General features: G+C 59.7%; 16 protein-coding genes and 1 riboswitch. Of the genes, 14 read left to right on the top strand and 2 right to left on the bottom strand.

Annotated features, from left to right (window positions below; genetic code table 11):
- Window positions 1-167: 167 nt before the first annotated feature.
- The 7 genes from acs (at window position 168) to argR (ending at window position 8,223) form a co-directional block, all read left to right on the top strand.
- Entirely contained in the window at window positions 168-2,123 is a 1,956-nt protein-coding gene (gene acs / locus VY732_RS22460) for an acetate--CoA ligase (RefSeq protein WP_007912698.1), read from the top strand.
- A gap of 719 nt (window positions 2,124-2,842) precedes the next feature.
- Window positions 2,843-3,616, top strand: coding sequence for an ABC transporter substrate-binding protein (locus tag VY732_RS22455; RefSeq protein ID WP_108227156.1), 774 nt, complete (start codon window positions 2,843-2,845; stop codon window positions 3,614-3,616).
- Window positions 3,617-3,707: 91 nt separating this feature from the next.
- Entirely contained in the window at window positions 3,708-4,397 is a 690-nt protein-coding gene (locus VY732_RS22450; RefSeq protein WP_007912702.1) for an ABC transporter permease, read from the top strand.
- Window positions 4,394-5,092, top strand: a complete 699-nt coding sequence (locus VY732_RS22445) for an ABC transporter permease (protein WP_007912703.1) — start codon at window positions 4,394-4,396, stop codon at window positions 5,090-5,092. Before VY732_RS22450 ends, VY732_RS22445 begins: the two co-directional genes overlap by 4 nt.
- A 1-nt stretch (window position 5,093) precedes the next feature.
- The gene (locus tag VY732_RS22440; protein ID WP_331691794.1) at window positions 5,094-6,206 is read left to right on the top strand and encodes a M14 family metallopeptidase; all 1,113 of its coding nucleotides are present in this window, start codon (window positions 5,094-5,096) and stop codon (window positions 6,204-6,206) included.
- A 27-nt stretch (window positions 6,207-6,233) separates the two neighbouring features.
- Entirely contained in the window at window positions 6,234-6,998 is a 765-nt protein-coding gene (locus VY732_RS22435; protein ID WP_007912705.1) for an ABC transporter ATP-binding protein, read from the top strand.
- Window positions 6,999-7,242: 244 nt separating this feature from the next.
- Window positions 7,243-8,223 (top strand): transcriptional regulator ArgR, encoded by a 981-nt coding sequence (gene argR / locus VY732_RS22430; protein ID WP_034153329.1) that lies wholly within the window; start codon window positions 7,243-7,245, stop codon window positions 8,221-8,223.
- 19 nt (window positions 8,224-8,242) lie between these two features.
- Here the strand turns inward: argR and VY732_RS22425 are convergent, their stop codons facing one another.
- The gene (locus VY732_RS22425) at window positions 8,243-16,048 is read right to left on the bottom strand and encodes a dermonecrotic toxin domain-containing protein (RefSeq protein WP_331691793.1); all 7,806 of its coding nucleotides are present in this window, start codon (window positions 16,046-16,048) and stop codon (window positions 8,243-8,245) included.
- A gap of 303 nt (window positions 16,049-16,351) precedes the next feature.
- On the opposite strand from VY732_RS22425, the gene VY732_RS22420 reads away from it, so the two are divergent.
- The 7 genes from VY732_RS22420 to astE all read left to right on the top strand — a co-directional run bounded on the left by VY732_RS22420 (window position 16,352) and on the right by astE (window position 24,206).
- Window positions 16,352-17,572, top strand: a complete 1,221-nt coding sequence (locus VY732_RS22420; protein WP_008077923.1) for an aspartate aminotransferase family protein — start codon at window positions 16,352-16,354, stop codon at window positions 17,570-17,572.
- 214 nt (window positions 17,573-17,786) lie between these two features.
- Complete coding sequence (gene aruF, locus VY732_RS22415) at window positions 17,787-18,806, top strand: arginine/ornithine succinyltransferase subunit alpha (protein WP_007919353.1); 1,020 nt, start codon at window positions 17,787-17,789, stop codon at window positions 18,804-18,806.
- Between the two features lie 51 nt (window positions 18,807-18,857).
- The gene (gene astA, locus VY732_RS22410) at window positions 18,858-19,883 is read left to right on the top strand and encodes an arginine N-succinyltransferase (protein WP_077574191.1); all 1,026 of its coding nucleotides are present in this window, start codon (window positions 18,858-18,860) and stop codon (window positions 19,881-19,883) included.
- Window positions 19,880-21,349, top strand: coding sequence for a succinylglutamate-semialdehyde dehydrogenase (gene astD, locus VY732_RS22405; protein WP_331695888.1), 1,470 nt, complete (start codon window positions 19,880-19,882; stop codon window positions 21,347-21,349). Before astA ends, astD begins: the two co-directional genes overlap by 4 nt.
- A gap of 139 nt (window positions 21,350-21,488) precedes the next feature.
- Window positions 21,489-22,835: an N-succinylarginine dihydrolase gene (gene astB, locus VY732_RS22400; RefSeq protein WP_331691792.1), complete on the top strand. Its 1,347-nt coding sequence runs from the start codon at window positions 21,489-21,491 to the stop codon at window positions 22,833-22,835.
- A gap of 57 nt (window positions 22,836-22,892) precedes the next feature.
- A complete protein-coding gene (locus tag VY732_RS22395; RefSeq protein ID WP_007919345.1) occupies window positions 22,893-23,183 on the top strand; it encodes a hypothetical protein in 291 nt (96 codons plus the stop codon).
- A gap of 12 nt (window positions 23,184-23,195) precedes the next feature.
- Window positions 23,196-24,206 carry a succinylglutamate desuccinylase gene (gene astE, locus VY732_RS22390; protein ID WP_077574187.1) on the top strand — a complete coding sequence of 337 codons (1,011 nt, stop codon included), beginning with the start codon at window positions 23,196-23,198 and terminating at the stop codon, window positions 24,204-24,206.
- 121 nt (window positions 24,207-24,327) lie between these two features.
- Here astE and VY732_RS22385 read toward each other — a convergent pair whose 3' ends face one another.
- Window positions 24,328-24,837: a 6,7-dimethyl-8-ribityllumazine synthase gene (locus VY732_RS22385; protein WP_007919335.1), complete on the bottom strand. Its 510-nt coding sequence runs from the start codon at window positions 24,835-24,837 to the stop codon at window positions 24,328-24,330.
- A 101-nt stretch (window positions 24,838-24,938) separates the two neighbouring features.
- Window positions 24,939-25,109, bottom strand: a riboswitch (FMN riboswitch).
- Window positions 25,110-25,302: the final 193 nt, after the last annotated feature.

Here is a 25,302-nt window from a genome sequence, read left to right as displayed (position 1 = left end):
CTTGCAGGCAAGCTCCCACAGGGGATTGGGGGTGTTTGGGAGATTTGCGTGCGGGGTAGGTGGAGGATTTGTAGGGGCTTGTTACTACCATCGTCGAATGGTTCTATGGCCCCCGCCCCGTTACAACAGGGTCATACAAAAACAACTATTACACCGAGGTAGGAAAGATGAGTGCGGCTTCTCTGTATCCCGTTCGTCCCGAGGTTCTGGCTAACACGCTGACTGACGAGGCGACCTACAAAGCCATGTACCAGCAGTCGGTCGTCAACCCTGACGGCTTCTGGCGCGAGCAAGCCAAGCGTCTCGACTGGATCAAGCCTTTCACCACGGTGAAACAGACGTCGTTCGACGATCACCATGTCGACATCAAGTGGTTTGCCGACGGCACCCTGAACGTTTCCTACAACTGCCTCGACCGTCATCTGGCCGAGCGCGGCGATCAAGTCGCAATCATTTGGGAAGGCGACGATCCTTCCGAAAGCCGCAACATCACCTACCGCGAACTGCACGAACAAGTGTGCAAACTCGCCAACGCCCTGCGTGGTCAGGACGTGCATCGCGGCGACGTGGTGACCATTTATATGCCGATGATTCCCGAAGCCGTGGTCGCCATGCTGGCCTGCACCCGGATCGGCGCGATTCACTCGGTGGTGTTCGGCGGTTTCTCGCCGGAAGCCCTGGCCGGTCGCATCATCGACTGCAAATCGAAAGTGGTGATCACCGCTGACGAGGGTATTCGCGCCGGCAAGAAGATTTCCCTCAAGGCCAACGTCGACGACGCGCTGACCAACCCGGAAACCAGCAGCATTCAGAAAGTCATCGTCTGCAAGCGTACCGGTGGCGACATCAAGTGGAACCAGCATCGCGACATCTGGTACGAAGACCTGATGAAAGTGGCGGGCACCGTTTGCGCGCCGAAAGAGATGGGCGCCGAAGAAGCGCTGTTCATCCTTTATACCTCCGGCTCGACCGGCAAGCCGAAGGGCGTGCAACACACCACCGGCGGTTATCTGCTGTACGCGGCGATGACCCACGAGCGCGTGTTCGATTACCGTCCGGGCGAAGTTTACTGGTGCACCGCCGACGTCGGCTGGGTCACCGGCCACAGCTACATCGTCTACGGCCCGCTGGCCAACGGCGCGACCACGCTGCTGTTCGAAGGCGTGCCGAACTATCCGGACATCACCCGGGTGGCGAAGATCGTCGACAAGCACAAGGTCAACATCCTCTACACCGCACCGACCGCGATCCGCGCGATGATGGCCTCGGGTCAGGCTGCGGTTGAAGGCGCGGATGGCAGCAGCCTGCGTCTGCTCGGTTCCGTGGGCGAGCCGATCAACCCGGAAGCCTGGGACTGGTATTACAAGAATGTCGGCAAGTCGCGTTGCCCGATCGTCGATACCTGGTGGCAGACCGAAACCGGCGGCAACATGATGAGCCCGCTGCCGGGCGCTCACGCGCTGAAGCCGGGTTCGGCGGCGCGTCCGTTCTTCGGTGTGGTGCCGGCGCTGGTCGACAACCTCGGTAACATCATCGAGGGCGAGGCTGAAGGCAATCTGGTGATTCTCGATTCGTGGCCAGGTCAGGCGCGCACGCTGTATGGCGACCATGATCGTTTCGTCGATACCTACTTCAAGACCTTCCGTGGCATGTACTTCACCGGTGACGGCGCGCGTCGTGATGCCGATGGTTACTACTGGATCACCGGGCGTGTCGATGACGTGCTCAACGTGTCCGGTCACCGCATGGGCACGGCCGAGATCGAGAGCGCGATGGTTGCGCATCCGAAAGTTGCCGAGGCGGCGGTGGTGGGTGTGCCGCATGACATCAAGGGGCAGGGCATTTATGTCTATGTCACGTTGAAGAATGGCGAGGAACCGACCGAGCAACTGCGTCTGGAACTGAAGAACTGGGTGCGCAAAGAGATCGGGCCGATTGCTTCGCCGGACGTGATCCAGTGGGCGCCGGGGCTGCCGAAGACGCGTTCGGGCAAGATCATGCGCCGCATTCTGCGCAAGATTGCCACGGCGGAATATGACGGGTTGGGGGATATCTCAACGCTGGCGGATCCGGGTGTGGTGCAGCATTTGATTGATACGCACAAGACCATGAATGTGGCTTAAGCGTTAGAAGCATAGGAGCCCTGTCCGGTTTTGCCGGGCGGGGCTTTTTTGTGTCTGGAGGTTTTGTGGTGACTGGGCTGGCCTCTTCGCGAGCAGGCTCACTCCTACAATTGACCGGGTTCCTTCAGATGGAATGCGATCCCTGTAGGAGTGAGCCTGCTCGCGATAGCAATCTGTCAGACGCCATCGCAGTCCATTGTCAGACCACCAACGCACCCAACCAATAATTATCGATCTCCCCCGTAAGACATTTCCCGCTGTTACCCAACACCTTCCACGTAACCGAATGTGTAACCGCCCGCCCCGCGACGGGGCAAAGGGAAACGTATCGCCCCGTTTTAGAGCCTCGAAATCCCCGGTGAAAAATAAGACACAACGCTGCGCTTGCCGGATTAGAAGGGTTTGCGAATAATAGGCCCGCAATTTGCAGCATAGATCGGTTCACTGTCTTTCGCTCTTGCATGAAATTGCAGGGCTGTCAATGCGCCAAAGTCGCTTTCTCTGTGCATCTGTAATTAGTTGTCGCATTGAAGAAATATCGGCTTCCGGCCTGTCGTTAGAATGCCGATCACTCGCTCATCGTGGCTGACGTTGAAACCTTCTTCGGTTTCAATGGGAAACTTCCCACCGATGCAGCAACCGATTTCCCGATTCACCCATTCGCATATTGGGCTGTCGCTCACTCTGCCGTTTTTGCCCTTTACCGATGGAGTCCCAAGATGAAGAAACTTGTGCTGCTTGGCGCCCTGGCACTGTCCGTGCTGTCGATGAACGCCTTCGCTGACGAAAAACCTCTGAAGATCGGTATCGAAGCGGCTTACCCTCCGTTCGCCTCGAAAGCGCCGGATGGCAGCATCGTCGGTTTCGACTACGACATCGGCAACGCTCTGTGCGAGCAGATGCAGGTCAAGTGTGTGTGGGTCGAGCAAGAGTTCGACGGTCTGATCCCGGCACTGAAAGTGCGCAAGATCGACGCGATCCTGTCGTCCATGTCGATCACCGAAGATCGCAAGAAGTCGGTCGACTTCACCAACAAGTACTACAACACCCCGGCACGTCTGGTCATGAAGGCCGGTACTCAGGTCAGCGAAAACCTGAGCGAGCTGAAGGGCAAGAACATCGGCGTGCAACGTGGTTCGATCCACGAGCGTTTCGCCCGCGAAGTCCTCGCGCCACTGGGTGCCGAGATCAAGCCGTACGGCTCGCAGAACGAAATCTACCTCGACGTGGCCGCCGGTCGTCTCGACGGTACCGTGGCTGACGCCACCCTGCTGCAAGATGGCTTCCTCAACACCGACGCCGGCAAAGGCTTCGCGTTTGCAGGTCCTGCGTTCACCGACGTCAAATACTTCGGCGACGGCGTAGGCATTGCCGTGCGTAAGGGCGACGCCCTGAAAGACAAGATCAACGCTGCCATCGCGGCCATCCGCGAAAACGGCAAATACAAAGCAATCCAGGACAAGTACTTCGCCTTCGATATCTACGGCAAGTAAGACGTCTCTGCGACAAGTCCGAAATGGCGCAAGCAACAGGATCTCTGCGGTTTGCGCCATTTTTTCATCCCAACTTTCGAGGACCTGAATCATGTTGAAAGGCTACGGGGCTGTCATCCTCGATGGCGCATGGCTGACGCTTCAGCTCGCCTTGTCGTCCATGGCTCTGGCCATCGTTCTCGGGCTGATCGGTGTCGCGTTGCGCCTGTCGCCGGTGCGCTGGCTGGCCTGGCTGGGCGATCTGTATTCCACGGTGATCCGCGGGATTCCCGATCTGGTGCTGATCCTGCTGATCTTCTACGGCGGTCAGGACTTGCTCAACCGCGTCGCACCGATGCTCGGCTACGACGACTACATCGACCTGAACCCGCTGGCCGCCGGTATCGGCACCCTCGGTTTCATCTTCGGTGCGTACCTGTCGGAAACCTTCCGTGGCGCGTTCATGGCCATTCCCAAAGGTCAGGCTGAAGCGGGCATGGCGTACGGCATGAGCAGTTTTCAGGTGTTCTTCCGGGTGATGGTGCCGCAGATGATTCGCTTGGCGATTCCGGGCTTCACCAACAACTGGCTGGTACTGACCAAGGCCACCGCGCTGATTTCCGTGGTCGGTCTGCAAGACATGATGTTCAAGGCCAAGCAGGCGGCAGATGCCACCCGCGAGCCTTTCACCTTCTTCCTCGCAGTGGCGGCGATGTACCTGGTGATCACCAGTGTTTCGTTGCTGATCCTGCGTCAACTTGAGAAGCGCTACTCAGTAGGCGTAAGGGCGGCTGATCTATGATCTTCGACTACAACGTCATTTGGGAGGCCATGCCGCTGTATCTCGGCGGCCTGCTGACCACCCTCAAACTGCTCGCGCTGTCGCTGTTTTTCGGTCTGCTCGCGGCCCTGCCGCTAGGGCTGATGCGCGTCTCGAAGAACCCGGTCGTCAACGGCGCCGCGTGGCTGTACACCTACGTGATCCGTGGCACGCCGATGCTGGTGCAACTGTTCCTGATCTACTACGGTCTGGCGCAGTTCGAAGCGGTCCGCGAAAGCTTCTTGTGGCCGTGGCTGTCCAGTGCAACGTTCTGTGCCTGTCTGGCGTTTGCGGTCAACACCAGCGCCTACACCGCTGAAATCATCGCCGGCAGCCTCAAGGCCACGCCGAACGGTGAGATCGAAGCGGCCAAGGCCATGGGCATGTCGCGCTTCAAACTGTACAAACGTATTTTGCTGCCATCGGCCCTGCGCCGGGCACTGCCGCAGTACAGCAACGAAGTGATCATGATGCTGCAGACCACCAGTCTGGCCTCCATCGTGACCCTTATCGATATCACTGGCGCGGCGCGCACCGTCAACGCGCAGTTCTATCTGCCGTTCGAGGCGTACATCACCGCTGGCGTGTTCTACCTGTGCCTGACGTTCATTCTGGTCAAGCTGTTCAAACTGGCCGAGCGTCGCTGGTTGAGCTACCTGGCCCCGCGGAAGCACTGATATGGAACGCATCGACCACGTATTGCCGTGGAGCCACCTGGGCAGCGAGCGCAAGATTTCGGTGTTCCGCTTCGGGCATGGCGAGCGCAAGGCCTACATTCAGGCCAGCCTCCATGCTGACGAATTGCCGGGCATGCGCACCGCCTGGGAGCTGAAAAAGCGCCTCGGCGAACTCGAAGCCAAAGGCTTGCTCAACGGTGTCATCGAGCTGGTGCCAGTCGCCAACCCGCTGGGTCTTGGGCAGTTGCTGCAAGGCAATCACCAGGGCCGTTTCGAGGCCGGCAGTGGCAAGAATTTCAACCGTGATTTCGTTGAGCTGAGCGCGCCGGTTGCGGCGGCATTGGCCGACCGTCTCGGAGATGATCCGCACGCCAATGTGCGCCTGATCCGTCAGGCGATGGCTGATCACTTGGTGGCATTGCCGGAAGCGAGCAGCCAGTTGCAAGGCATGCAACGTGTGTTGCTCAGCCACGCTTGCACCGCTGATGTGGTGCTCGACTTGCACTGCGATGCCGAAGCCGCGCTGCACATGTATGCGTTGCCGCAGCACTGGCCGCAGTGGCGTTCGCTGGCGGCGCACCTGAATGTGAAGGTCGGATTGCTTGCGGAAGATTCCGGCGGCAGCTCGTTCGATGAAGCCTGCTCGTTGCCGTGGCTGCGTCTGTCGCGGCAGTTCCCCGATGCGCAAATTCCGCTGGCGTGCCTGGCGACGACCATTGAGCTGGGCGGTCAGGCCGATACCGGTCGCGCCGAAGCCGAGGCCTATGCTGAAGGCATTCTGGCGTTCCTCGCCGAGCAAGGCTTGATCACCGGCGAGTGGCCGAACCCGGCGCATGAGGCCTGTGAAGGCATGCCGTTCGAAGGTACCGAGTTGCTGTTCGCGCCGCACCCTGGCGTGGTGAGTTTTCTGCGCAAGCCCGGCGAGTGGGTCGAGGCGGGCGACGAGATTTTTGAAGTGATTGATCCTCTGTCCGATCGGGTCAGCACGGTGTGTGCAGGTACCTCCGGGGTGCTGTTTGCCATTGAACGGCTGCGTTATGCCCAACCCGGTTTCTGGCTGGCCAAGGTGGCGGGGCGCGAAGCGCTGCGTCACGGGCGCTTGCTCAACGACTGACTGACTGTTTTTGTGAGAACCGACCGCATGTACAAACTTGAAGTCCAAGACCTGCATAAACGCTATGGCAGTCACGAAGTGCTCAAGGGCGTGTCCCTGAAAGCGGCAGCCGGCGATGTGATCAGCATCATCGGCTCCAGTGGCTCCGGCAAAAGTACTTTCCTGCGCTGCATCAACCTGCTCGAGCAGCCGCACGCGGGCAAGATTCTGCTCAACAACGAAGAGCTGAAACTGGTAGCGAACAAGGACGGCGCGCTGAAAGCCGCTGATCCGAAGCAGCTGCAACGCATGCGTTCGCGCCTGTCGATGGTGTTCCAGCATTTCAACTTGTGGTCGCACATGACTGCAATTGAAAACATCATGGAAGCGCCGGTGCACGTACTGGGCGTACCCAAGTACGAAGCCCGCGAGAAAGCCGAGTACTACCTGAACAAGGTCGGCGTGGCCCATCGTAAAGACGCGTTCCCTGGGCACATGTCCGGTGGCGAGCAGCAGCGTGTGGCGATTGCCCGTGCGCTGGCGATGGAACCTGAAGTGATGCTGTTCGACGAACCGACTTCCGCGCTCGACCCGGAACTGGTGGGCGACGTGCTGAAAGTCATGCAAGCGCTGGCACAGGAAGGTCGCACCATGGTCGTGGTCACGCACGAAATGGGCTTTGCCCGTGAAGTGTCGAACCAGTTGGTGTTCTTGCACAAAGGCGTTGTTGAAGAAAGCGGCAACCCGCGTGAAGTGCTGGTGAATCCGCAATCGGAACGTCTGCAACAATTCCTCTCGGGCAGCCTCAAGTAATCGCTGCCGTTATGCACCAGATTAGGTCATGCTTCGCGACCTAGAGACTGACCGAGATCCCTTGTAGGAGTGAGCCTGCTCGCGAAAGCGGTGGTTCAGACAGCAGTAATGTTGACTGTTACACCGCCATCGCGAGCAGGCTCACTCCTACATTTGAGCTGTGCAGTTTCAAGATTTGTGTTCATTTACGGGCTAGCATTGGCCCATGCCTTCATCACTGTTCTTCGCTTCGGATTGCCCGCCCATGACTGCCCATCGAATTGGTTTCCTGATTTGGCCCAGCACTAAAGCGTTGACGCTGGCGCTGGCGGAGGAAGCCTTGCGTGTTGCTCAGCGGGTGCACCCGGACGTGGTTTACGAACTGTCGTTCCTGCAAGCCGAGCCACCGGCTGAAGGCGCCTGGCAATTGCCCGGCGAGGCATGGACCGGCAAGCTCGAAAACTTCCAGAAACTGTTCCTGCTTGCTGACGAGCCACCGACCACGTTGGCCCCGGCACTCAGCAGTGCGCTCAAGCAACTGGTGCGTGCGGGAACCGTCATCGGCGGTTTGTCCGCTGGCGTTTATCCCTTGGCGCAACTCGGTTTGCTCGACGGTTATCGCGCTGCCGTGCATTGGCGTTGGCAGGATGATTTCGCTGAACGTTTCCCGAAAGTCATCGCCACCAGTCACCTGTTCGACTGGGATCGCGATCGCCTGACCGCGTGTGGCGGCATGTCCGTGCTCGATCTGTTGCTGGCGGTACTGGCCCGTGATCACGGTGCGGAATTGGCCGGGGCAGTCTCGGAAGAACTGGTGGTTGAACGTATCCGCGAAGGTGGCGAGCGTCAGCGCATCCCGTTGCAGAACCGCCTCGGCTCCAGTCATCCGAAGCTCACCCAAGCGGTGTTGCTGATGGAAGCCAACATCGAAGAGCCGCTGACCACCGACGAAATCGCCCAGCATGTGTGCGTGTCCCGTCGCCAGTTGGAGCGGATCTTCAAGCAATACCTCAACCGTGTGCCGAGCCAGTACTACCTGGAATTGCGCCTGAACAAGGCCCGGCAGATGTTGATGCAAACCAGCAAGTCGATCATCCAGATCGGCCTCTCGTGTGGCTTCTCTTCGGGGCCGCATTTCTCCAGCGCCTATCGCAATTTCTTCGGCGCCACGCCGCGGGAAGATCGCAACCAGCGGCGCAGCAGCAGCCCGTTCGAATTGTCGTCAGTGCCGCCCGAGCGCGGTTAGACCGCGTCGAGCGCCGGGGTCAATCGGAAAACGAAAGGTCCTGGAAGTCATCCAGCGCTTCGTTTGTGCTGGCTCGCGTTTCTCGATCCTCCAGTCTGCGGGCAATCAGTGCCTCGTTGTACGTTCTCAGGCGATGCTCGCTCTGCGTGCTTAATGGATTGCCACTGAAGTCATAAGTGGCCCCTGAACCGAGGGTCGGTGACGGCAGCGGGTCAGGAAGCTCGGTAATGGCGTTGGCGGACAGATCGGCATAATTCAAACGTGGCAGTTCGAAAAGGCCGGCTGGAACATCGGTCAACCCGGTGTGGCTCAGATGTAACGAGTAACACGTCCGCAGGTTTCGCAGGTCTGGCGCCAGCCCCAGGGGGTTGTGGCTCAGGTCGAGAATTTGCAGGTTTTCCATGCGTGCCAGGGCGCTCACCGTTTGCGCGTTCAGGACGATACGGCAATCGGGCAGCTCCAGATTGGTCAGTTTGTTCAGAGTGAAAATCGTCTGGGGAACCTCGTTGAGCTGATAGGCCCGTATGTCCAGTTGTTCCAGATTCGGTAACAGCTCAAGCAAGCGATCTACCCGAGGATGTACTTTCGCGGTACTGGTCAGTGTCAGCTCGCTGATCTGCTCGAAGCGCCCGCTCAGTGTTGGCAGCTCGCCGGTGAACGAAAGATCACAGGAGAGTTCGGTGGAGGCAAAACCTACCGGAGCTTCGCGCAATCTGCGTTCCAGGCCATTTATGAACCAGGTTCTTTTAGCATTTTCCTGCCGCAGTGCTTCACCCTCCAGCGTGACGCCTGTGGCTGGATCGTGCGGGTTCTCCTTCGCCCACGCCCCGAGTTCGCCCAGTAATGCCGTAAGGTCGCTCTGCCGGCGCAGCAATTCCAGATGCCCCTCGGCGAGCGTGCCGGGCAGGCTGTAGATCAGGTGGTTAGCATCGACTTCGCTGATGCGTGGGTACAACGATTGGGTCAGGGCAATGTCCGCTTCTGCGGCCGTTACACCCAGATGCTGGCGAGTGATCTGGTAGTCGGTTTTGATCCGGTCTCTGGCGGCGGCGGACAGTGGATTGGCCCGCAGGTCGACACCGTTGTCAGCGAAGCCAGTCATGTCTTGTGGCAAATCGACAATGGCGTTTTCGATCAGCAGCGCGTAGCGCAGTCTCGTCAATTGCCCCACGCCGGCGGGTATCTGGCTGATACCGGTGCGGCTCAGGTCGAGTGTCGTCAGCGCTCGCAATGAGCTGACATCCGGCGCTGTGCCCAGCGGGTTGTTGTAAAGGTCCAGCGCCTTCAAACGGCTCAGTCCGGACAATGTGGTCTGGCCCACGGTATCGAGGACAATGCCGCAACTGCTCAGCGTCAGTGTTTCCACGACCGGCAGCAGTGATAGTGCACGGGGCATCCTGCCCAAGGCGAAATCGCGCAACTCCAGTACCTGTAATCCGCCGAAGCACGACAGGAAAGCAGGGGGCGCATTCAGGGTCTGATTTCCCCGTATGGATAAGCGGATGACATGACTGAAGTCGGCAGTCAGTGCCGGCAGTTCACCTGCGAAGGGTGCCTCGAATTCCAGCGAATTCAATCTTAACTCGGGTCTTGTCGGGTTCCTGCCACGCCAGAATTCCTCCAGATTTTCACTGAATTGTTTTCTGTGATTTCGCTCAAGCGCTCTGCGGAATGCTCCCCAGTGTTCACCGGTCGCAGGGTTACGCACCGGCACGCTTTCGGTCCAGGCGTTGAGGTCGCTGAGCATCTGACTGATCTCCGCTTCCCAGCGCGCCAGTTGCGCCGTACCTGCCTGCAAGTTGCCAGGCAGGCGATAGATCAAGTGACTGGCGTCGTCGACATCCATCTCCGGGTACAGCCGTTGCGCGCTGGCCAGATCGCTGACGTCCGGCATCACATCGAAGTGGCGTCCATGCTCGACATAAAAGGTCTTGATACGTTCGCGAGCCGCCAGGGACAGCGGGTTGTTGCCCAGATTGAGCCCGTCGGCAAGGTCCAGATCGAGGCTGAAAAACGCCTCGGGGAGATCGCTGATGCGGTTGTCGTTCAACAGGGCGTTTTTCAGGTTCGGATGCCTGGCGAGACCCTCGGGCAGGGCGGTAATCCCGGTATTGGTCAGCAGAATGTCACGCATGGCCGGGAAGGACTGAAGGTCAGGTGCCGCCGATAGCGGGTTGTGGCTCAGATCCAGCAGCTCGAGGTTTTGCAGTGTCGAAAGGGTGCTCTGGTCGAAGGCGGTGAAGGTGATGCCGCAATCGCTCAGCGTCAGTTCCTTGAGCTTCGTCAGACGAGTCACGGTCTGGGGGATTTCATTCAGCGGGAATTTTCGCAGTTCCAGTTCCCGCGCGTTCACGAATAAATCGGTGAACGCATCCGGTGCGCCGATGGCGGCGTTGCCTTTGAGTTTCAGGCCAGACACATGGCTGAAATCCGTGGTCAGTTGGGGGAAGTCTCCAAAGAACCTCAGGTCGGCTTCGAGAAAATCGGCGCGCATCCCTGATTCGCCATAGCGGTGACGCCAGAATCGTTCCAGCTGCTGGCCGAATTCGGATCGGGCGGCGTACTGGTCGAACAGCTCAATGGCCGTGAGGATCTGCCCAGTGAGCGGGTGAGTGCTTGGCACCTGGGGAGCCCACAAGGTCAGGTCGGTGGTCATCTGATTGAGTTCGGCACGCCATTTGACGAGATGGGTCCGGCCATCCGCGAGGGTTCCGGGCAGGTCATAGAACACATCACTGGCTTCCTGTTCGTCCAGGGACGGGAACAGTTGGCGCATGAGGGCAATGTCGCCCTCATCGGCGCGCACGTCGAAGTCAATTCCGGTGCGTCGGTAATAGGCTTTTACTTTGTTGTGCGTTGCGCTCGACAGCGGATTGTCGGAGAAGTCGAACCCATCGCTCTGATTGGCCGACAGTTCAAAAACTGCATCGGGGATTTCGGTAATACGGTTGCCACTGAGGATGGCGGTGCGCAGGTTCGTATGACCGGTCAATCCGTTGGGCACCACGTTGATACCGGTGTTGGACAGATCGAGGTAGGTCAGCTCGGGCAACATGTTCAGGTCGGGAAAAGTGCCCAGCGGGTTGTTGCTCAAATCCAGCGTATGCAGGTTGTTGAGGGATAGGAGCGTTGCCTGATTTTCCGGGGTCAGCGTCACACCGCAATCGTTAAGCTCCAGAACGCTGAGGCCAGGCATTCTGATCGATGACAGTGCAACCGGTTCGAGGTCGAAGGCGTGTAACTCCAGGGTGTTCAGTTTCTCGAAACGCTGCACGAACGGCAGCAAGGCTGAGATGTTTTTGTTGCCGGTTAGCCGCAACCGGGAAACATGGTCGAAGTTGGCGCTCAGGATTGGCATGTCACCCGTGAAGTCCAGATTCGCGATCAGCTCGCTTTGCCTGACAGAGGCTGATCTGTTACGCCAGAACTGCTCCAGTGTTTGTCTGAACGCGACCCTTGCATTGCGCTCCAGTGCTTGCTCGTCGAGGGTCAACGGTCGCTCGAATGCGGGGTCGAGCGCAGGAATACGCTCGACCCATGTGTCCAGCTCGGCATTCAAAGTGCGCTGCTCGGCCTCCCAGCGCGAGAGCTGGACTCGCCCTTCAGCCAGGGGGCCGGGCAGCCGGTACAGCAGATCGCTTGCCTGATCAGTGTTCAGCCCGGGGAACAATGCCACCGCGCGCTCGATGTCCGCAGATTCCGGGCGTACGCCAAAGTGTTTTCCGGTGTGGTTGTAGAACGTCTTGACCTTTTCCCGCGTTGCCGCCGTCAGCGGGTTGTCTGCAAATCCGAAACCGTCACTGAGGGAGCTGGCCAGATCGAAAAAGGCTGGCGGTATTTCCGTGATCCGGTTGCCCTCGAAATTCCCGGTAATCAATCGCGGATGATCGAGCAGATTGGCCGGAAGGGTAGAAATGCCCGTTCTCGACAGATTGAGATAACGCAGCGAGGGTAGGGCGCTGACGTCCGGCAATGCACCCAACGGATTGCCGCGCAGGTCCAGCAGCGAGAGATTGGGCAATGCCGCCAGCACCGCCTGATTGCCCGTTGAATGGCTGACGCCACAGTTGCGCAGGATCAACTGGCGCAGATTGGGCATGGCGGTCAAGGATTGGGGCAGATTGGGCAAGTTGAGGTTTTGCGCATCCAGATAGAGCATTCCGGGGAAGCGCTGCAGAAAAACATCCATGGCTCCGGTACTGACGCTGCCATTGATCGAGAGCATGGAGACGTGACTGAAATCCGCTTCCAGTAGCGGCAGCTCACCGACGATCGGTTGGGCGATCTGCAACATATAGCCGGCGGGGCCACGAGTCTGCCTGCGCCAGCAACGCAACAGCGCCTCTCTGAACTGGGCGCGATTCTGCAGGGCTGCCCGGCGTTCGATGTAGGTCAATGGCTGGCCGCTGACCGGGTCGTTGGCGGGGACAGCGGTTTCCCAGCGACGCAGGTCATCACTGAGCTTGATGTGCTCGTTGCGACGGCTGGCCAGTTCAGCGTCGAGTGCTGCGGGATCATCCTGAAACACCGCGACGAAATTTCGTGCTTCCTCGGCGGATATGCCTCGATAGATCTCCTGCACGCGCTCTTCGGGGCTGATGATTCGCTGGCCCCTGGTGGTCAGGTTGTCCTGATTCTCTATGCCGAACGCACCGAGTTCGCCCGCTTCAAAAAAGTCGGCAGCGGCGCGGCTTCTTGGCGGGTTTGATTGTTCATTTCTAAAGCCAGACAGGCGCAACGTGTCGACGGCAGGCTGGCGAATCGGTGCTTCGAACATCACTGTGCGCAACTCATTGCGTTCCAGTGTTCGCTCCGCGACTGCTGCTTTCAACGCGTCTCCCTGGCCAATCCGGAAGCTCAGGCTTTGGCGCTCACTGTCCGGCAGCGCTTGTAAAAGGCTGGAATAAAAATCCGCGGCCGAATGCAGTTGCTGGCCACGCTCGTCGTAGGGCTGATAGCGGCCATCATGTTGGCGAACCAGTACTTTCTGTGCGGGCGCATCGTCGCGCCCGATGCTGTCGAGCACGGGGCCTTCGTAGTGTCCGTCGCGGATTTCGAGGCGCACATCGCCGCTCCAGCCTGGCAATAGCTTGAGGCTGTGCAGTGCGAGTGCATCGGAATCGGGATTGTTCACGGAGTCGAGTACCAGCCCTTCGTAAGCACGGGTAACGCGTACTTCCTGATTGGCCAGTTGCATAAGGTCCTGCTGGCGCTTCGGCAGCTCTCCCGCGTTGATCTGCAACAGCTCGCTGCCGGTAGCGCTGTCGAGCAGTTCGCGGGTGAGGCTGGCCGGCAGTGTCGGATCGTGGTTGATGAATGGTTGGGCCAATGGGTCGTCGATGTGCTGGAGCGCCTGATAGCGCGATTCGAACAGCGAGCTGCGATGGCGGCGGGCGAGAGCGGCCAGTTGCTGACGCAGGGTTTGGCTGCGCACGCCGAGCGAAGGCATTGGTCCGCCGAAGGGTTCTGCGAGCAGGGCTCTGGCTTGTTGTTCGTCGAGGGCAGCCAGCAGGCTCTTGAGCAGATCGCCGTCGATCAGGCGACTTTGATCAAGCTCGGTCAGCGGTAAGGTTTCGTCCGCTGAGGATTGCCAGACCAGCTCACCCTGCTGGTTGACCAAACGCAGACGCTGGTTGTCTGGCCAGCGGCCGTGTTGCGTCAGCAGTTGCAACTGCGTCACGGGGTCGGCCCGCAGGAATTCCTCGCTGACGTCGCTATCGAGCTGATTGATCAGGCGTTGCAGTTGCTGATCGATCTTGAAGCGCTGGATGCTATCAGCCAGCAGGGGTGGCGGCGTTTGCTGATCGACATGCATTTTGCGCACGGCATCTTCGGTGACGCCGCTGACCCGCAGCAATGCCTCGCGCTCGGTCGGTGAGAACGACTCGACTGCCGGACCGATTCGCCGCAGCGCCGTGTCGGTGTCCCACTCCAGTGGTCGTTCCAGCTCGGTGTGCCAGGCGCCGGCGCCATTGTGCCGCACTACCGGCTGGTAAGCGTCGGGTCGGGTCGGGTGATCAATGCGGTACTGGCCGGGAACCGCGCCTTCACTGACTGCAAAGTGGGCATTCTCAAGTGGCAGCAGTTGTTTGTCCTGGTGAGTGTGCAAGCCCAGTTCATTGGGTATTGAACTGGCATCGGGTTCTGCCGGGTGTTGGTACCGGGCCAGATCGGGCTCCCAGTAGCGGGTTTCACCGCTGGCCAGCTTCACAGGCTTGAAGCGGTCGATGAATGCAACAACTTCCTTGGGCAAGACCTTGCGAAACTCGCCGGCGCCAATCGCACCGCCCATGCCGAAGATACCCAGCTGGATCAGCGATTCGACGGTGCCGATCAGGTGTGTGAATGCTTCGGTCGTGCGACCCTGTCCCCATTCGATGATGCCCTCGAAGGCTTCATCGAGTATTTGATAGGCCATGTAGGCCATCATTGCTTCACCCAGCACCGGCACGAACGGTGCGACGATCAGCGCGGCGGCCTGCACGATGCTCGAGATGATGTTGCTCACCGAATCCCAGAACGCCCAGCGTGCTTTTTGATCGACGATAGCGGTGGGTACGGCGATCACTCGGGCGTCATTGAAGATCTTGTTCAGTTTCATTTGGTAAAGGTGTTGCCACAGACCGTCATGGAACGGTGTCAGCGTGGTCTGCAGATCGGGATGCTCGACGGGCGTTTCGCGCCACGCGGGCAGTGAGCTGCCGGGCTCTGGCGGATGCCACTCGATCTTCGTCAAGCGGCTATTGAGGGTGCTGAAGAAAAAGCCGCGATGTTCGTGGTTCACGAAGCGGCTGAAAAACTGCTGGTAGTCTTTAGAGCGTAACTGGCGCGTCAGTTCGACGATCAGATCGTTGGTCGAGGCGTATTCCTTGAAGGGGTGCTCGGGATCATCGGGGACGTAAGCCACCACGCGCGCAGGGTCGCGTGATGCGTACAGATCAGGGGCAAACACGACGATTCCGGTGAGCGGCGCGCACAGCATCCCCATGTCATGGCACACCACAGGCGCCCCGCTGACATACAGACCTTTCATGCCGTCGAGCACGGCGTCGATCAAGCGAAAATAACTTTCCGAGACATCGCGGTTCATCCGCGCCCATTGCAGGGCGGCTTTCATCGCGGCCTTCTGACTGTCGTCCAGTTTGCTGCGCAATACGGACGCCACCATCGGATCGGTATAGCCGAGGTTGTCTTCGAGATGGGTTTTGTACTGAGCGCCGAGGTCCAGTCTTCGGCACAGTTGGGTGAAGGCGGCAATGCTCAATTTGGTCTTGATTGACGGCAGGGTCGTGAACTGGCCGGTGGCGGAGGGCCGGGTGACAAAGGTTGAGTCTACGTCGAAGGCGTCGTCACCGGTTTCCGACTCCTCGAAATTGTGCAGCGCAGCGTCCAGTAACGAGACCGTCCAGGCACGCGTGCCGGTTCTGATCGGGAACCAGGGCGTGGTGGCGGGGATGTACAGGCGCACGAAGGTTTCGCGCACATCCAGATCCAGGCCAAAGCAATTGTTCAGTTCCTGTTTGAGCAGAGGTTCGGCAAAGGCGCTGGCGTCCTGCAGATGTTCCAGGCTCTGGTCGACCTTGCTTTGTGCGGTCCAGTGCGCGGCGTTGAGGGCCTTCATCTGTTGATGGTGGTCGACGGGCGCTGCCTGAAGGGAAGCAGACATCTGCGGCGGGACGTTCTTGAGTCGCTGGCGCCGGCTCGATGAAGCGTTGCCGAGCCAGTCGGGCAGAGCGTTTTTCAGCGGCAGATAATGATCGTCTTGATACTGCGCGTCACTCGTGGCGGTCGAGGCTGCCGCAGGGTGTCGTTGAGTCAGGTGCATGGGCCAATCCTTGGCGTTGAAAGAACGCGCAGCAAATCAGGAATGGGCCACCCTTGTGCGGTACATATTTATATCTTTGTCGCGGGGTTGAATTGGTATTCTCAGCAACCTGCCGCAAATCGGCGGCGCCCGGTAAACTGCGCCTTTGCGACGCTATTTGTCGCATTGCCGTAAACCCGGGAAAATCCGGGGTTTGCGCTATAAGAAGTTGTCGCTTGGCGACAAGGCCGGGCAGAAAACTGTCCTTACAATCCCCCCATCGCTCGCCAGTTTCAGGCGGGTGGCCCTCATCAGGAGACTCCGATGTCCGTTGAGCACGCTGCGGTACAACGCGCTGATTTCGACCAGGTAATGGTTCCCAACTACGCGCCTGCCGCTTTCATTCCGGTGCGTGGCGCCGGTTCCCGTGTCTGGGATCAGGCCGGCCGCGAGCTGATCGACTTCGCCGGCGGGATTGCCGTTAACGTATTGGGCCATGCGCACCCGGCGCTGGTCGGTGCCTTGACCGAGCAAGCGAACAAGCTGTGGCACGTGTCCAACGTGTTCACCAACGAACCGGCCTTGCGTCTGGCGCACAAGCTGATCGACGCCACGTTCGCCGAGCGCGTGTTCTTCTGCAACTCCGGCGCTGAAGCCAACGAGGCCGCGTTCAAGCTGGCCCGTCGTGTGGCGTTCGACCGTTTCGGCACCGAGAAGTACGAAATCATCGCCGCGCTGAACAGCTTCCACGGCCGTACCCTGTTCACCGTCAACGTCGGTGGCCAGTCGAAGTACTCCGACGGTTTCGGCCCGAAAATCACCGGCATCACCCACGTGCCTTATAACGACCTGGCCGCGCTGAAAGCCGCCGTTTCCGACAAGACCTGTGCGGTCGTGCTGGAACCGATTCAAGGTGAGGGCGGCGTACTGCCAGCCGAACTAGCCTACCTGCAAGGTGCCCGCGAACTCTGCGACGCGAACAACGCGCTGCTGGTGTTCGACGAAGTGCAGACCGGCATGGGTCGCAGCGGCAAGCTGTTCGCCTACCAGCATTACGGCGTGACCCCGGACATCCTCACCAGCGCGAAGAGCCTGGGCGGTGGTTTCCCGATCGCGGCAATGCTGACCACCGAAGCGCTGGCCAAACATCTGGTCGTCGGCACTCACGGCACCACGTACGGCGGCAACCCGCTGGCCTGCGCAGTCGCTGAAGCAGTGATCGACGTGATCAATACTCCAGAAGTGCTGAACGGCGTGAACGCCAAGCACGACAAGTTCAAGGCGCGCCTTGAGCAGATCGGCGAGAAATACGGCCTGTTCACCCAAGTGCGTGGTCTCGGTCTGCTGATCGGTTGCGTGCTGAGCGATGCCTGGAAAGGCAAGGCCAAAGACATCTTCAACGCCGCTGAAAAAGAAGGCCTGATGATTCTGCAAGCCGGCCCGGACGTGATCCGTTTCGCCCCGAGCCTGGTGGTGGAAGACGCCGATATCGATGCCGGTCTGGATCGTTTTGAACGCGCTGCTGCAGCACTGACGCAAGCCTGATAGACCCTTCGGCGCCTGGAGTTTTTCAGGCGTCGATCAAAATTTTATGCCGGACCAGATCAACTGTAGGAGTGAGCCTGCTCGCGATTGCGGTATGTCAGTCGACTCATTGGTTTCTGACAGACCGCAATTGCGAGCAGGCTCACTCCTACATTGATCTCTATGTAGGCCCGGTTATTTTTCTGTGAATTGATAAGAGAAAAGGAGTGACACCATGCTGGTGATGCGCCCCGCGCAAATGGCTGATCTGGGCGAGGTACAGCGTCTGGCTGCGGACAGCCCGATTGGTGTCACTTCCTTGCCGGATGACGTGGAACGTCTGAGCGACAAGATCGCTGCAAGCGAAGCTTCGTTCGCTGCCGAAGTGAGCTTCAACGGTGAAGAGAGTTACTTCTTCGTTCTCGAAGATTCCACTACCGGCAAGCTGGTCGGCTGCTCGGCGATTGTTGCTTCGGCCGGTTATTCGGAACCGTTCTACAGCTTCCGCAACGAGACCTTCGTGCACGCCTCGCGCGAGTTGAAGATCCACAACAAGATCCACGTGCTCTCGCAGTGCCACGACCTGACCGGCAACAGTTTGTTGACCAGTTTCTACGTGCAGCGCGAGCTGGTCGGTTCGCCGTGGTCCGAGCTCAACTCCCGTGGCCGTTTGCTGTTCGTCGCCAGCCACCCGGAGCGTTTTGCCGATTCGGTGGTGACCGAGATCGTCGGTTACAGCGACGAGAATGGCGACTCGCCATTCTGGGATGCGATCGGTCGCAACTTCTTCGACCTCAACTACGCCGAAGCCGAACGTCTGTGCGGGCTGAAAAGCCGTACGTTCCTCGCCGAGCTGATGCCGCATTACCCGATCTACGTGCCGCTGCTGCCGGATTCCGCCCAAGAGGCGATGGGCCAGGTGCACCCGCGTGCGCAGATCACCTTCGACATCCTGATGCGCGAAGGCTTCGAGACCGATCACTACATCGACATTTTCGACGGTGGCCCGACCCTGCATGCGCGCGTTTCGGGGATCCGTTCGATCGCCCAGAGCCGTGTGGTGCCGGTGAAGATCGGCGAGCCGGTGAAAGGCGCCGGGCGCCAGTATCTGGTGGCCAACGCGCAGTTGCAGGATTACCGCGCGGTATTGCTGGAGCTGGACTACGCGCCGGGTAAACCGGTGACTCTGGATCTGGAAGCGGCCGAAGCCCTGGGCGTCGGTGAAGGTGCCAGCGTGCGCCTGGTGGCGGTTTAACGCCTTAGCGAGTTTCACGGGTGGCGAAAGCGGCCCGTTTGAGGAGATAGCATGATTGTTCGTCCCGTACGCAGCAGCGATTTATCCGCGCTGATCGACCTGGCCCGCAGCACCGGCACCGGCCTGACCACATTGCCGGCCAACGAAGAACGTCTGGCCCATCGGGTCGGCTGGGCCGAGAAGACCTTTCGCGGGGAAGCCGGCCGTGGCGATGCGGACTACCTGTTCGTGCTCGAAGATGACGACGGTCGCGTGGTGGGGATTTCTGCGATCGCTGGCGCGGTCGGCATGCGTGAGCCTTGGTACAACTTCCGGGTTGGCCTGACGGTCAGTGCCTCGCAAGAACTGAACATCTATCGCGAAATTCCGACGCTGTTTCTGGCCAACGACCTGACCGGTAATTCCGAGCTGTGCTCTTTGTTTCTGCACGCCGATTACCGCAGCGGTCTCAACGGTCGCATGCTGTCGAAGGCGCGGATGTTGTTCATTGCCGAATTCCCGGAATTGTTCGGCAACAAGATCATTGCCGAAATGCGCGGTGTCTCCGATGACGCCGGTCGTTCGCCGTTCTGGGAAAGCCTCGGTCGGCACTTCTTCAAAATGGAATTCAGTCAGGCTGACTACCTCACTGGTGTCGGCAACAAGGCGTTCATCGCTGAGCTGATGCCGAAATTCCCGCTGTACACCTGCTTCCTCTCCGAAGGCGCGCGCAGTGTCATCGGTCAGGTTCACCCGGACACCGAGCCAGCCTTGGCGATGCTCAAGGGTGAAGGTTTCAGCTATCAGGGTTACGTCGACATTTTCGACGCCGGCCCTGCCATCGAATGCGAAACCGGCAAGATCCGCGCGGTGCGTGACAGTGAAGCGCTGGTGCTGGCCGTTGGCACACCGGGCGACGACGCGACGCCGTTCATCATCCATAACCGCAAGCGCGAAGACTGCCGCATCACCGCTGCGCCGGCACGTCTGGCTGCCGGTACGTTGGTGGTCGATCCGCAGACCGCCAAACGTCTTCAACTCAACGCTGGCGATCAAGTGCGCGCCGTGGCGTTGTCCGCTGCACGGGAGTCGAAATAATGAATTCGCTATACATCGCAGGTGAGTGGCTGGCCGGTCAGGGTGAAGCTTTTCAATCGCTGAACCCGGTGACCCAGCAAGTGCTGTGGTCGGGGGAGGGCGCCACCACTGCTCAGGTTGAATCGGCGGTGCAGGCTGCGCGTCAGGCGTTTCCGGGTTGGGCGCGTCGTACGCTGGACGAGCGCATCAGCGTGCTTGAAGCTTTCGCCGCGTCGCTGAAAAACCACGCTGACGAACTGGCTCGCACCATTGGTGAAGAGACCGGCAAACCGTTGTGGGAATCTGCGACCGAAGTGACCAGCATGGTCAACAAGATTGCCATCTCGGTACAGAGCTACCGCGAGCGTACCGGCGAGAAGAGCGGCCCGTTGGGCGACGCTACTGCCGTGTTGCGTCATAAGCCGCACGGCGTAGTCGCGGTGTTCGGCCCTTACAACTTCCCCGGCCACTTGCCGAACGGTCACATCGTTCCGGCATTGCTGGCGGGTAACAGCGTGCTGTTCAAGCCAAGCGAACTGACGCCGAAAGTCGCCGAGCTGACGGTCAAGTGCTGGATCGAAGCCGGTCTGCCGGCAGGCGTTTTGAACCTGCTGCAAGGTGCTCGCGAAACCGGCATCGCGCTGGCGGCGAACCCGGGCATCGACGGCTTGTTCTTCACCGGTTCGAGCCGCACCGGCAATCATCTGCACCAGCAATTTGCCGGGCGACCGGACAAGATTCTGGCGCTGGAAATGGGCGGCAACAACCCGCTGGTGGTCGATCAGGTCGCGGATCTGGATGCGGCGGTTTACACGATCATTCAGTCGGCGTTCATTTCTGCCGGCCAGCGTTGCACCTGTGCACGCCGTCTGCTGGTGCCGCAGGGCGCGTGGGGCGACAGCCTGCTCAAGCGTTTGGTTGAAGTCAGCTCGACCATCGAGGTCGGTGCATTCGATAAGCAACCGGCGCCGTTCATGGGCTCGGTGATTTCCCTCGGCGCGGCGAAAGCGCTGATGGACGCTCAAGCACATCTGTTGGCCAATGGCGCGGTGTCGTTGCTGGCGATGACTCAGCCACAGGCGCAAGCCGCGTTGCTGACGCCGGGCATTGTTGACGTGACGGCGGTAGCCGATCGTCCAGACGAAGAACTGTTCGGCCCGTTGCTGCAAGTAATCCGCTACACCGATTTCGAAGCGGCGATCGCTGAGGCCAATGACACGGCATATGGTCTGGCCGCTGGTCTTTTGTCGGATTCCGAAGCGCGTTATCAGCAGTTCTGGCTGGAAAGCCGTGCCGGGATCGTCAACTGGAACAAACAACTGACCGGTGCTGCGAGCAGCGCGCCGTTTGGTGGTGTCGGTGCCTCGGGCAACCATCGCGCCAGTGCCTACTACGCAGCGGATTACTGCGCGTACCCGGTGGCGTCGCTGGAAACACCGAGCCTGACTTTGCCAGCAGCCCTGACGCCTGGCGTGAAAATGGCGTAACGGCCATCGCGAGCAGGCTCACTCCTACAAGAGCGATGAAAATCCCTGTAGGAGTGAGCCTGCTCGCGATAGCCGCGACGCGGTCTGACTGAATTGTTACCTGAAGCCTATAACAACAGATTCTCGTGGAGCCTCGCTGATGAAATCCTATGAAGTCAACTTTGACGGTCTAGTGGGGCCGACCCATAACTACGGTGGTCTGTCCTACGGCAACGTTGCCTCCCAGAGCAACAGCCAGCAATCTTCGAACCCGAAGGAAGCCGCGCTGCAAGGTCTGGCGAAGATGAAAGCGCTGATGGAAATGGGCTTTCAGCAAGGTGTGCTGGCACCGCAGGAGCGTCCGGACGTGGCCGCTCTGCGCCGTCTGGGTTTCAGCGGCACTGACGCGCAAGTGATCGAGCGCGCCGCCAAAGAGGCGATGCCGCTGCTGGTCGCCAGTTGCTCGGCGTCGAGCATGTGGGTGGCCAACGCCGCCACCGTCAGCCCGAGTGCCGATACCGCTGATGGCCGCGTGCACTTCACCGCCGCCAACCTCAACTGCAAATACCACCGCAGCATCGAGCACCCGACCACCAGCCGCGTGCTCGGCGCGATGTTCGCCAATCAGCAGAACTTTGCTCATCACGCAGCATTGCCAGCGGTCGCGCAGTTCGGTGACGAAGGCGCGGCCAACCACACGCGTTTCTGTCGTGAGTATGGCGAGGCGGGCGTCGAGTTCTTCGTGTTCGGTCGCAGCGCCTTCGACAACCGTTTCCCGGCGCCGCAGAAATACCCGGCGCGCCAGACCCTCGAAGCCTCGCAAGCCGTTGCCCGTCTGCACGGTCTGCGTGATGAGGGCGTGGTCTACGCCCAGCAGAACCCGAACGTGATCGATCAGGGCGTGTTCCACAACGACGTGATCGCCGTAGGTAATGGCGAGGTGCTGTTCTATCACGAGGACGCCTTCCTCGACACCGAGTCGATGCTGGCCGAGCTGCAAAGCAAGCTCGCCAAAGTCGGCGGCAATTTCCAGTCCGTGTGTGTGCCGCGTTCGGCAGTCACCGTGGATGACGCGGTCCGTTCCTACCTGTTCAACAGCCAATTGCTGTCGCGTCCTGACGGCTCGATGCTGCTGATCGTTCCGCAAGAGTGCCAGGCCAACGAACGCGTCTGGGCTTACCTGCAAAGTCTGACCAGCTCCGGCGGCCTGATCCGCGAAGTGAAAGTCTTCGACCTCAAGCAAAGCATGCAGAACGGCGGTGGCCCGGCGTGCCTGCGACTGCGCGTCGCGCTTAACGAAACCGAACTGGCGGCGGTCAACCCAGGGGTTATCATGACGCCACCGTTGTACGGTTCGTTGACCGCATGGGTTGAAAAGCACTACCGCGACCGCCTGAGCGAAACCGATCTGGCGGATCCGCAATTGCTGCTTGAATGCCGGACGGCACTGGATGAACTGACGCAAATCCTTAAACTGGGCGCGGTTTATCCATTCCAGATCAATTGATGGCCGGCGCGTCGCCTGAAAGCGGCGCGCGGCTTGTCTCCCCAAGAGAGTAAAAACATGAGCGATTCCCTGCAGCTGATCCTTGAAGACACCGACGGCACGCAACTGGAGACTTCCTGCACCCGCGTCGCGGTCATGTGGCAAGGCAAAGAGCTGTGGATCCAGCAGGACGGCCGCGGCCAACTGCTGATCGGCGTGGACGTTGAAGAAGGTGACGCCGAGTACGCCAACCTGCTGCTGCGCCCATTGGCGACTAATCTGGTAAGTCTGCAACTGGAAATGGAACCGGCTGACGTCGGCGACGACGAAGACCACGTGCACGGCCCGGATTGCAACCACGACCACTAAGGAAACCGCTCTATGCTCGCCCTCGGCAAACTGCTTGAACTGACCCTCGCCGGCCGCGAACCGGCGGAGAAGACTCAACTGACTGTCGAAGGCGTGCGGATGCGCTGGTTGAGCGAAGGTGCGCTGGAAGTCCGGCCGCCGGAAGCGCGCGACAATGGCCTGGACCTGCTGCTGTCGGCGGGCATCCACGGCAACGAAACTGCACCGATCGAGTTGCTTGATCGGTTGCTGCACGACATCGCACGTGGCGATCTGAAGCCGCGCGCACGCATTCTGTTCCTGTTCGGCAACCCGGAAGCGATTCGCAAAGGCGAGCGTTTCGTCGAGCAGGACGTCAATCGGCTGTTCAACGGCCGTCATGAACAAAGCAGTGGCAGCGAAGCGCTGCGTGCCTGTGAGCTGGAGCGGTTGGCGGCGAGTTTCTTCAGCCTGCCGGATCGCCAGCGTCTGCACTACGACCTGCACACCGCTATTCGCGGCTCGAAGATCGAACAGTTCGCGCTGTATCCGTGGAAGGAAGGTCGCCAGCATTCACGCCTTGAGCTGGCGCGCCTGCGCGCTGCCGGCATGGAGGCGGTGCTGTTGCAGAACAAACCGTCGATCGTGTTCAGCTCGTACACCTACGACAAACTCGGTGCCGAGGCTTTCACGCTGGAACTGGGCAAGGCGCGGCCGTTCGGGCAGAACGACGGGGTTAACGTCTCGCTGCTGGAAACTCGTCTGAAGCAGATCATCGAAGGCACTGAGCCGGAGATGGCTGAACCACGGCTGGATGGTTTGCAGCTGTTCAGCGTCGCGCGGGAAATCATCAAGCACAGCGATGCCTTTCGTTTGAACCTGCCGCAGGACATCGAAAACTTTTCCGAGTTGGAGATGGGGTATGTGCTGGCCGAGGATCTGGCCAATACCCGCTGGATCATTGAGGAAGAGGGCGCGAGGATCATTTTCCCCAATCCGAAGGTCAAAAACGGCTTGCGCGCGGGCATCCTGATCGTCCCGACCACCGACGAAAATCTCGCCTGATCCTACGCAAAACCCCTGTAGGAGTGAGCCTGCTCGCGATTGCAATGTATCAGTCACTACATTGGTCGACTGACACTCCGCTATCGCGAGCAGGCTCACTCCTACAGTTTTGGTTCCGTGTTTACACGGCTACAGCATGCGGCTCAGTACGGCGCAGCGCGCGAACCTTGCGCAGCGTATCCGCGCAAGTCCGCGCCGCTTCCTGACCCTTGTGCACAAAGTGCTCAAAGAAAAACTTCTGATGTTCGTCGCCAGCATGGAAGTGATGCGGCGTCAGCGACACCGAGAACACCGGCACTTCGGTTTCCAGCTGCACTTGCATCAGGCCGCTGACCACCGACTGGGCGACGAACTCGTGACGGTAGATGCCGCCGTCCACGACCAAGGCTGCGGCGACGATGCCGGCATAACGACCGGTCTTGGCCAGCAACTTGGCGTGCAGAGGCATTTCAAAGGCGCCGCCGACTTCGAAGATATCGATGTCCGATTCCTGATAACCCAAGGCAATCATTTCGGCGACGAAGCCTTTACGGCTCTGGTCGACGATTTCCTTGTGCCAGCAGGCCTGGATGAACGCGACGCGCTCGCCATGAGGGTGTTTGCTTTTGCTGTCGATAGCGGTGGGTTGCATGTTCTGACTCCTGTTTGTGTGAAAAACAGGGCGTTATGAATCGAAAGGGATTCAAGGGTGCGCACACGCACAACATTGCGCGGACGGCCCTTTGGCGTTAATCCCGTTCTCTCTTCATCCGGACTATGACCGTCGGCCCCGGAATCACACCGGGTCTGCTGACCTTGCCGCCGCGCACAACCAAAGCCGTGTCAGCACCAAGCGCTCGCGGGCTATACGCATTGCGCGCAATTACCGCCGGTGGGGAATTGCACCCCGCCCTGAGAACGTTTTTGCCGCCCTTTCTCGGGCGGCGCAGCGTTTTTAACACATATTTTCCGGCCCTGCACAGAACCTGTGGGAGCGAGCCTGCTCGCGAAAGCAGTGTGTCAGTCAGCAGATGTGTCACTGACAGACTGCTTTCGCGAGCAGGCTCGCTCCCACATGGATGGTGTGTTCTCAAGAAGTAACCTGACCTTTTCGCGC

This window comes from Pseudomonas sp. ZY71 (assembly GCF_036542145.1).
In the GTDB taxonomy this organism is placed as follows: Bacteria; Pseudomonadota; Gammaproteobacteria; order Pseudomonadales; family Pseudomonadaceae; genus Aquipseudomonas; species Aquipseudomonas koreensis_A.
The sequence above is the reverse complement of the archived record's forward strand: the minus strand, read 5'-3'. Positions and strand labels throughout refer to the sequence as shown.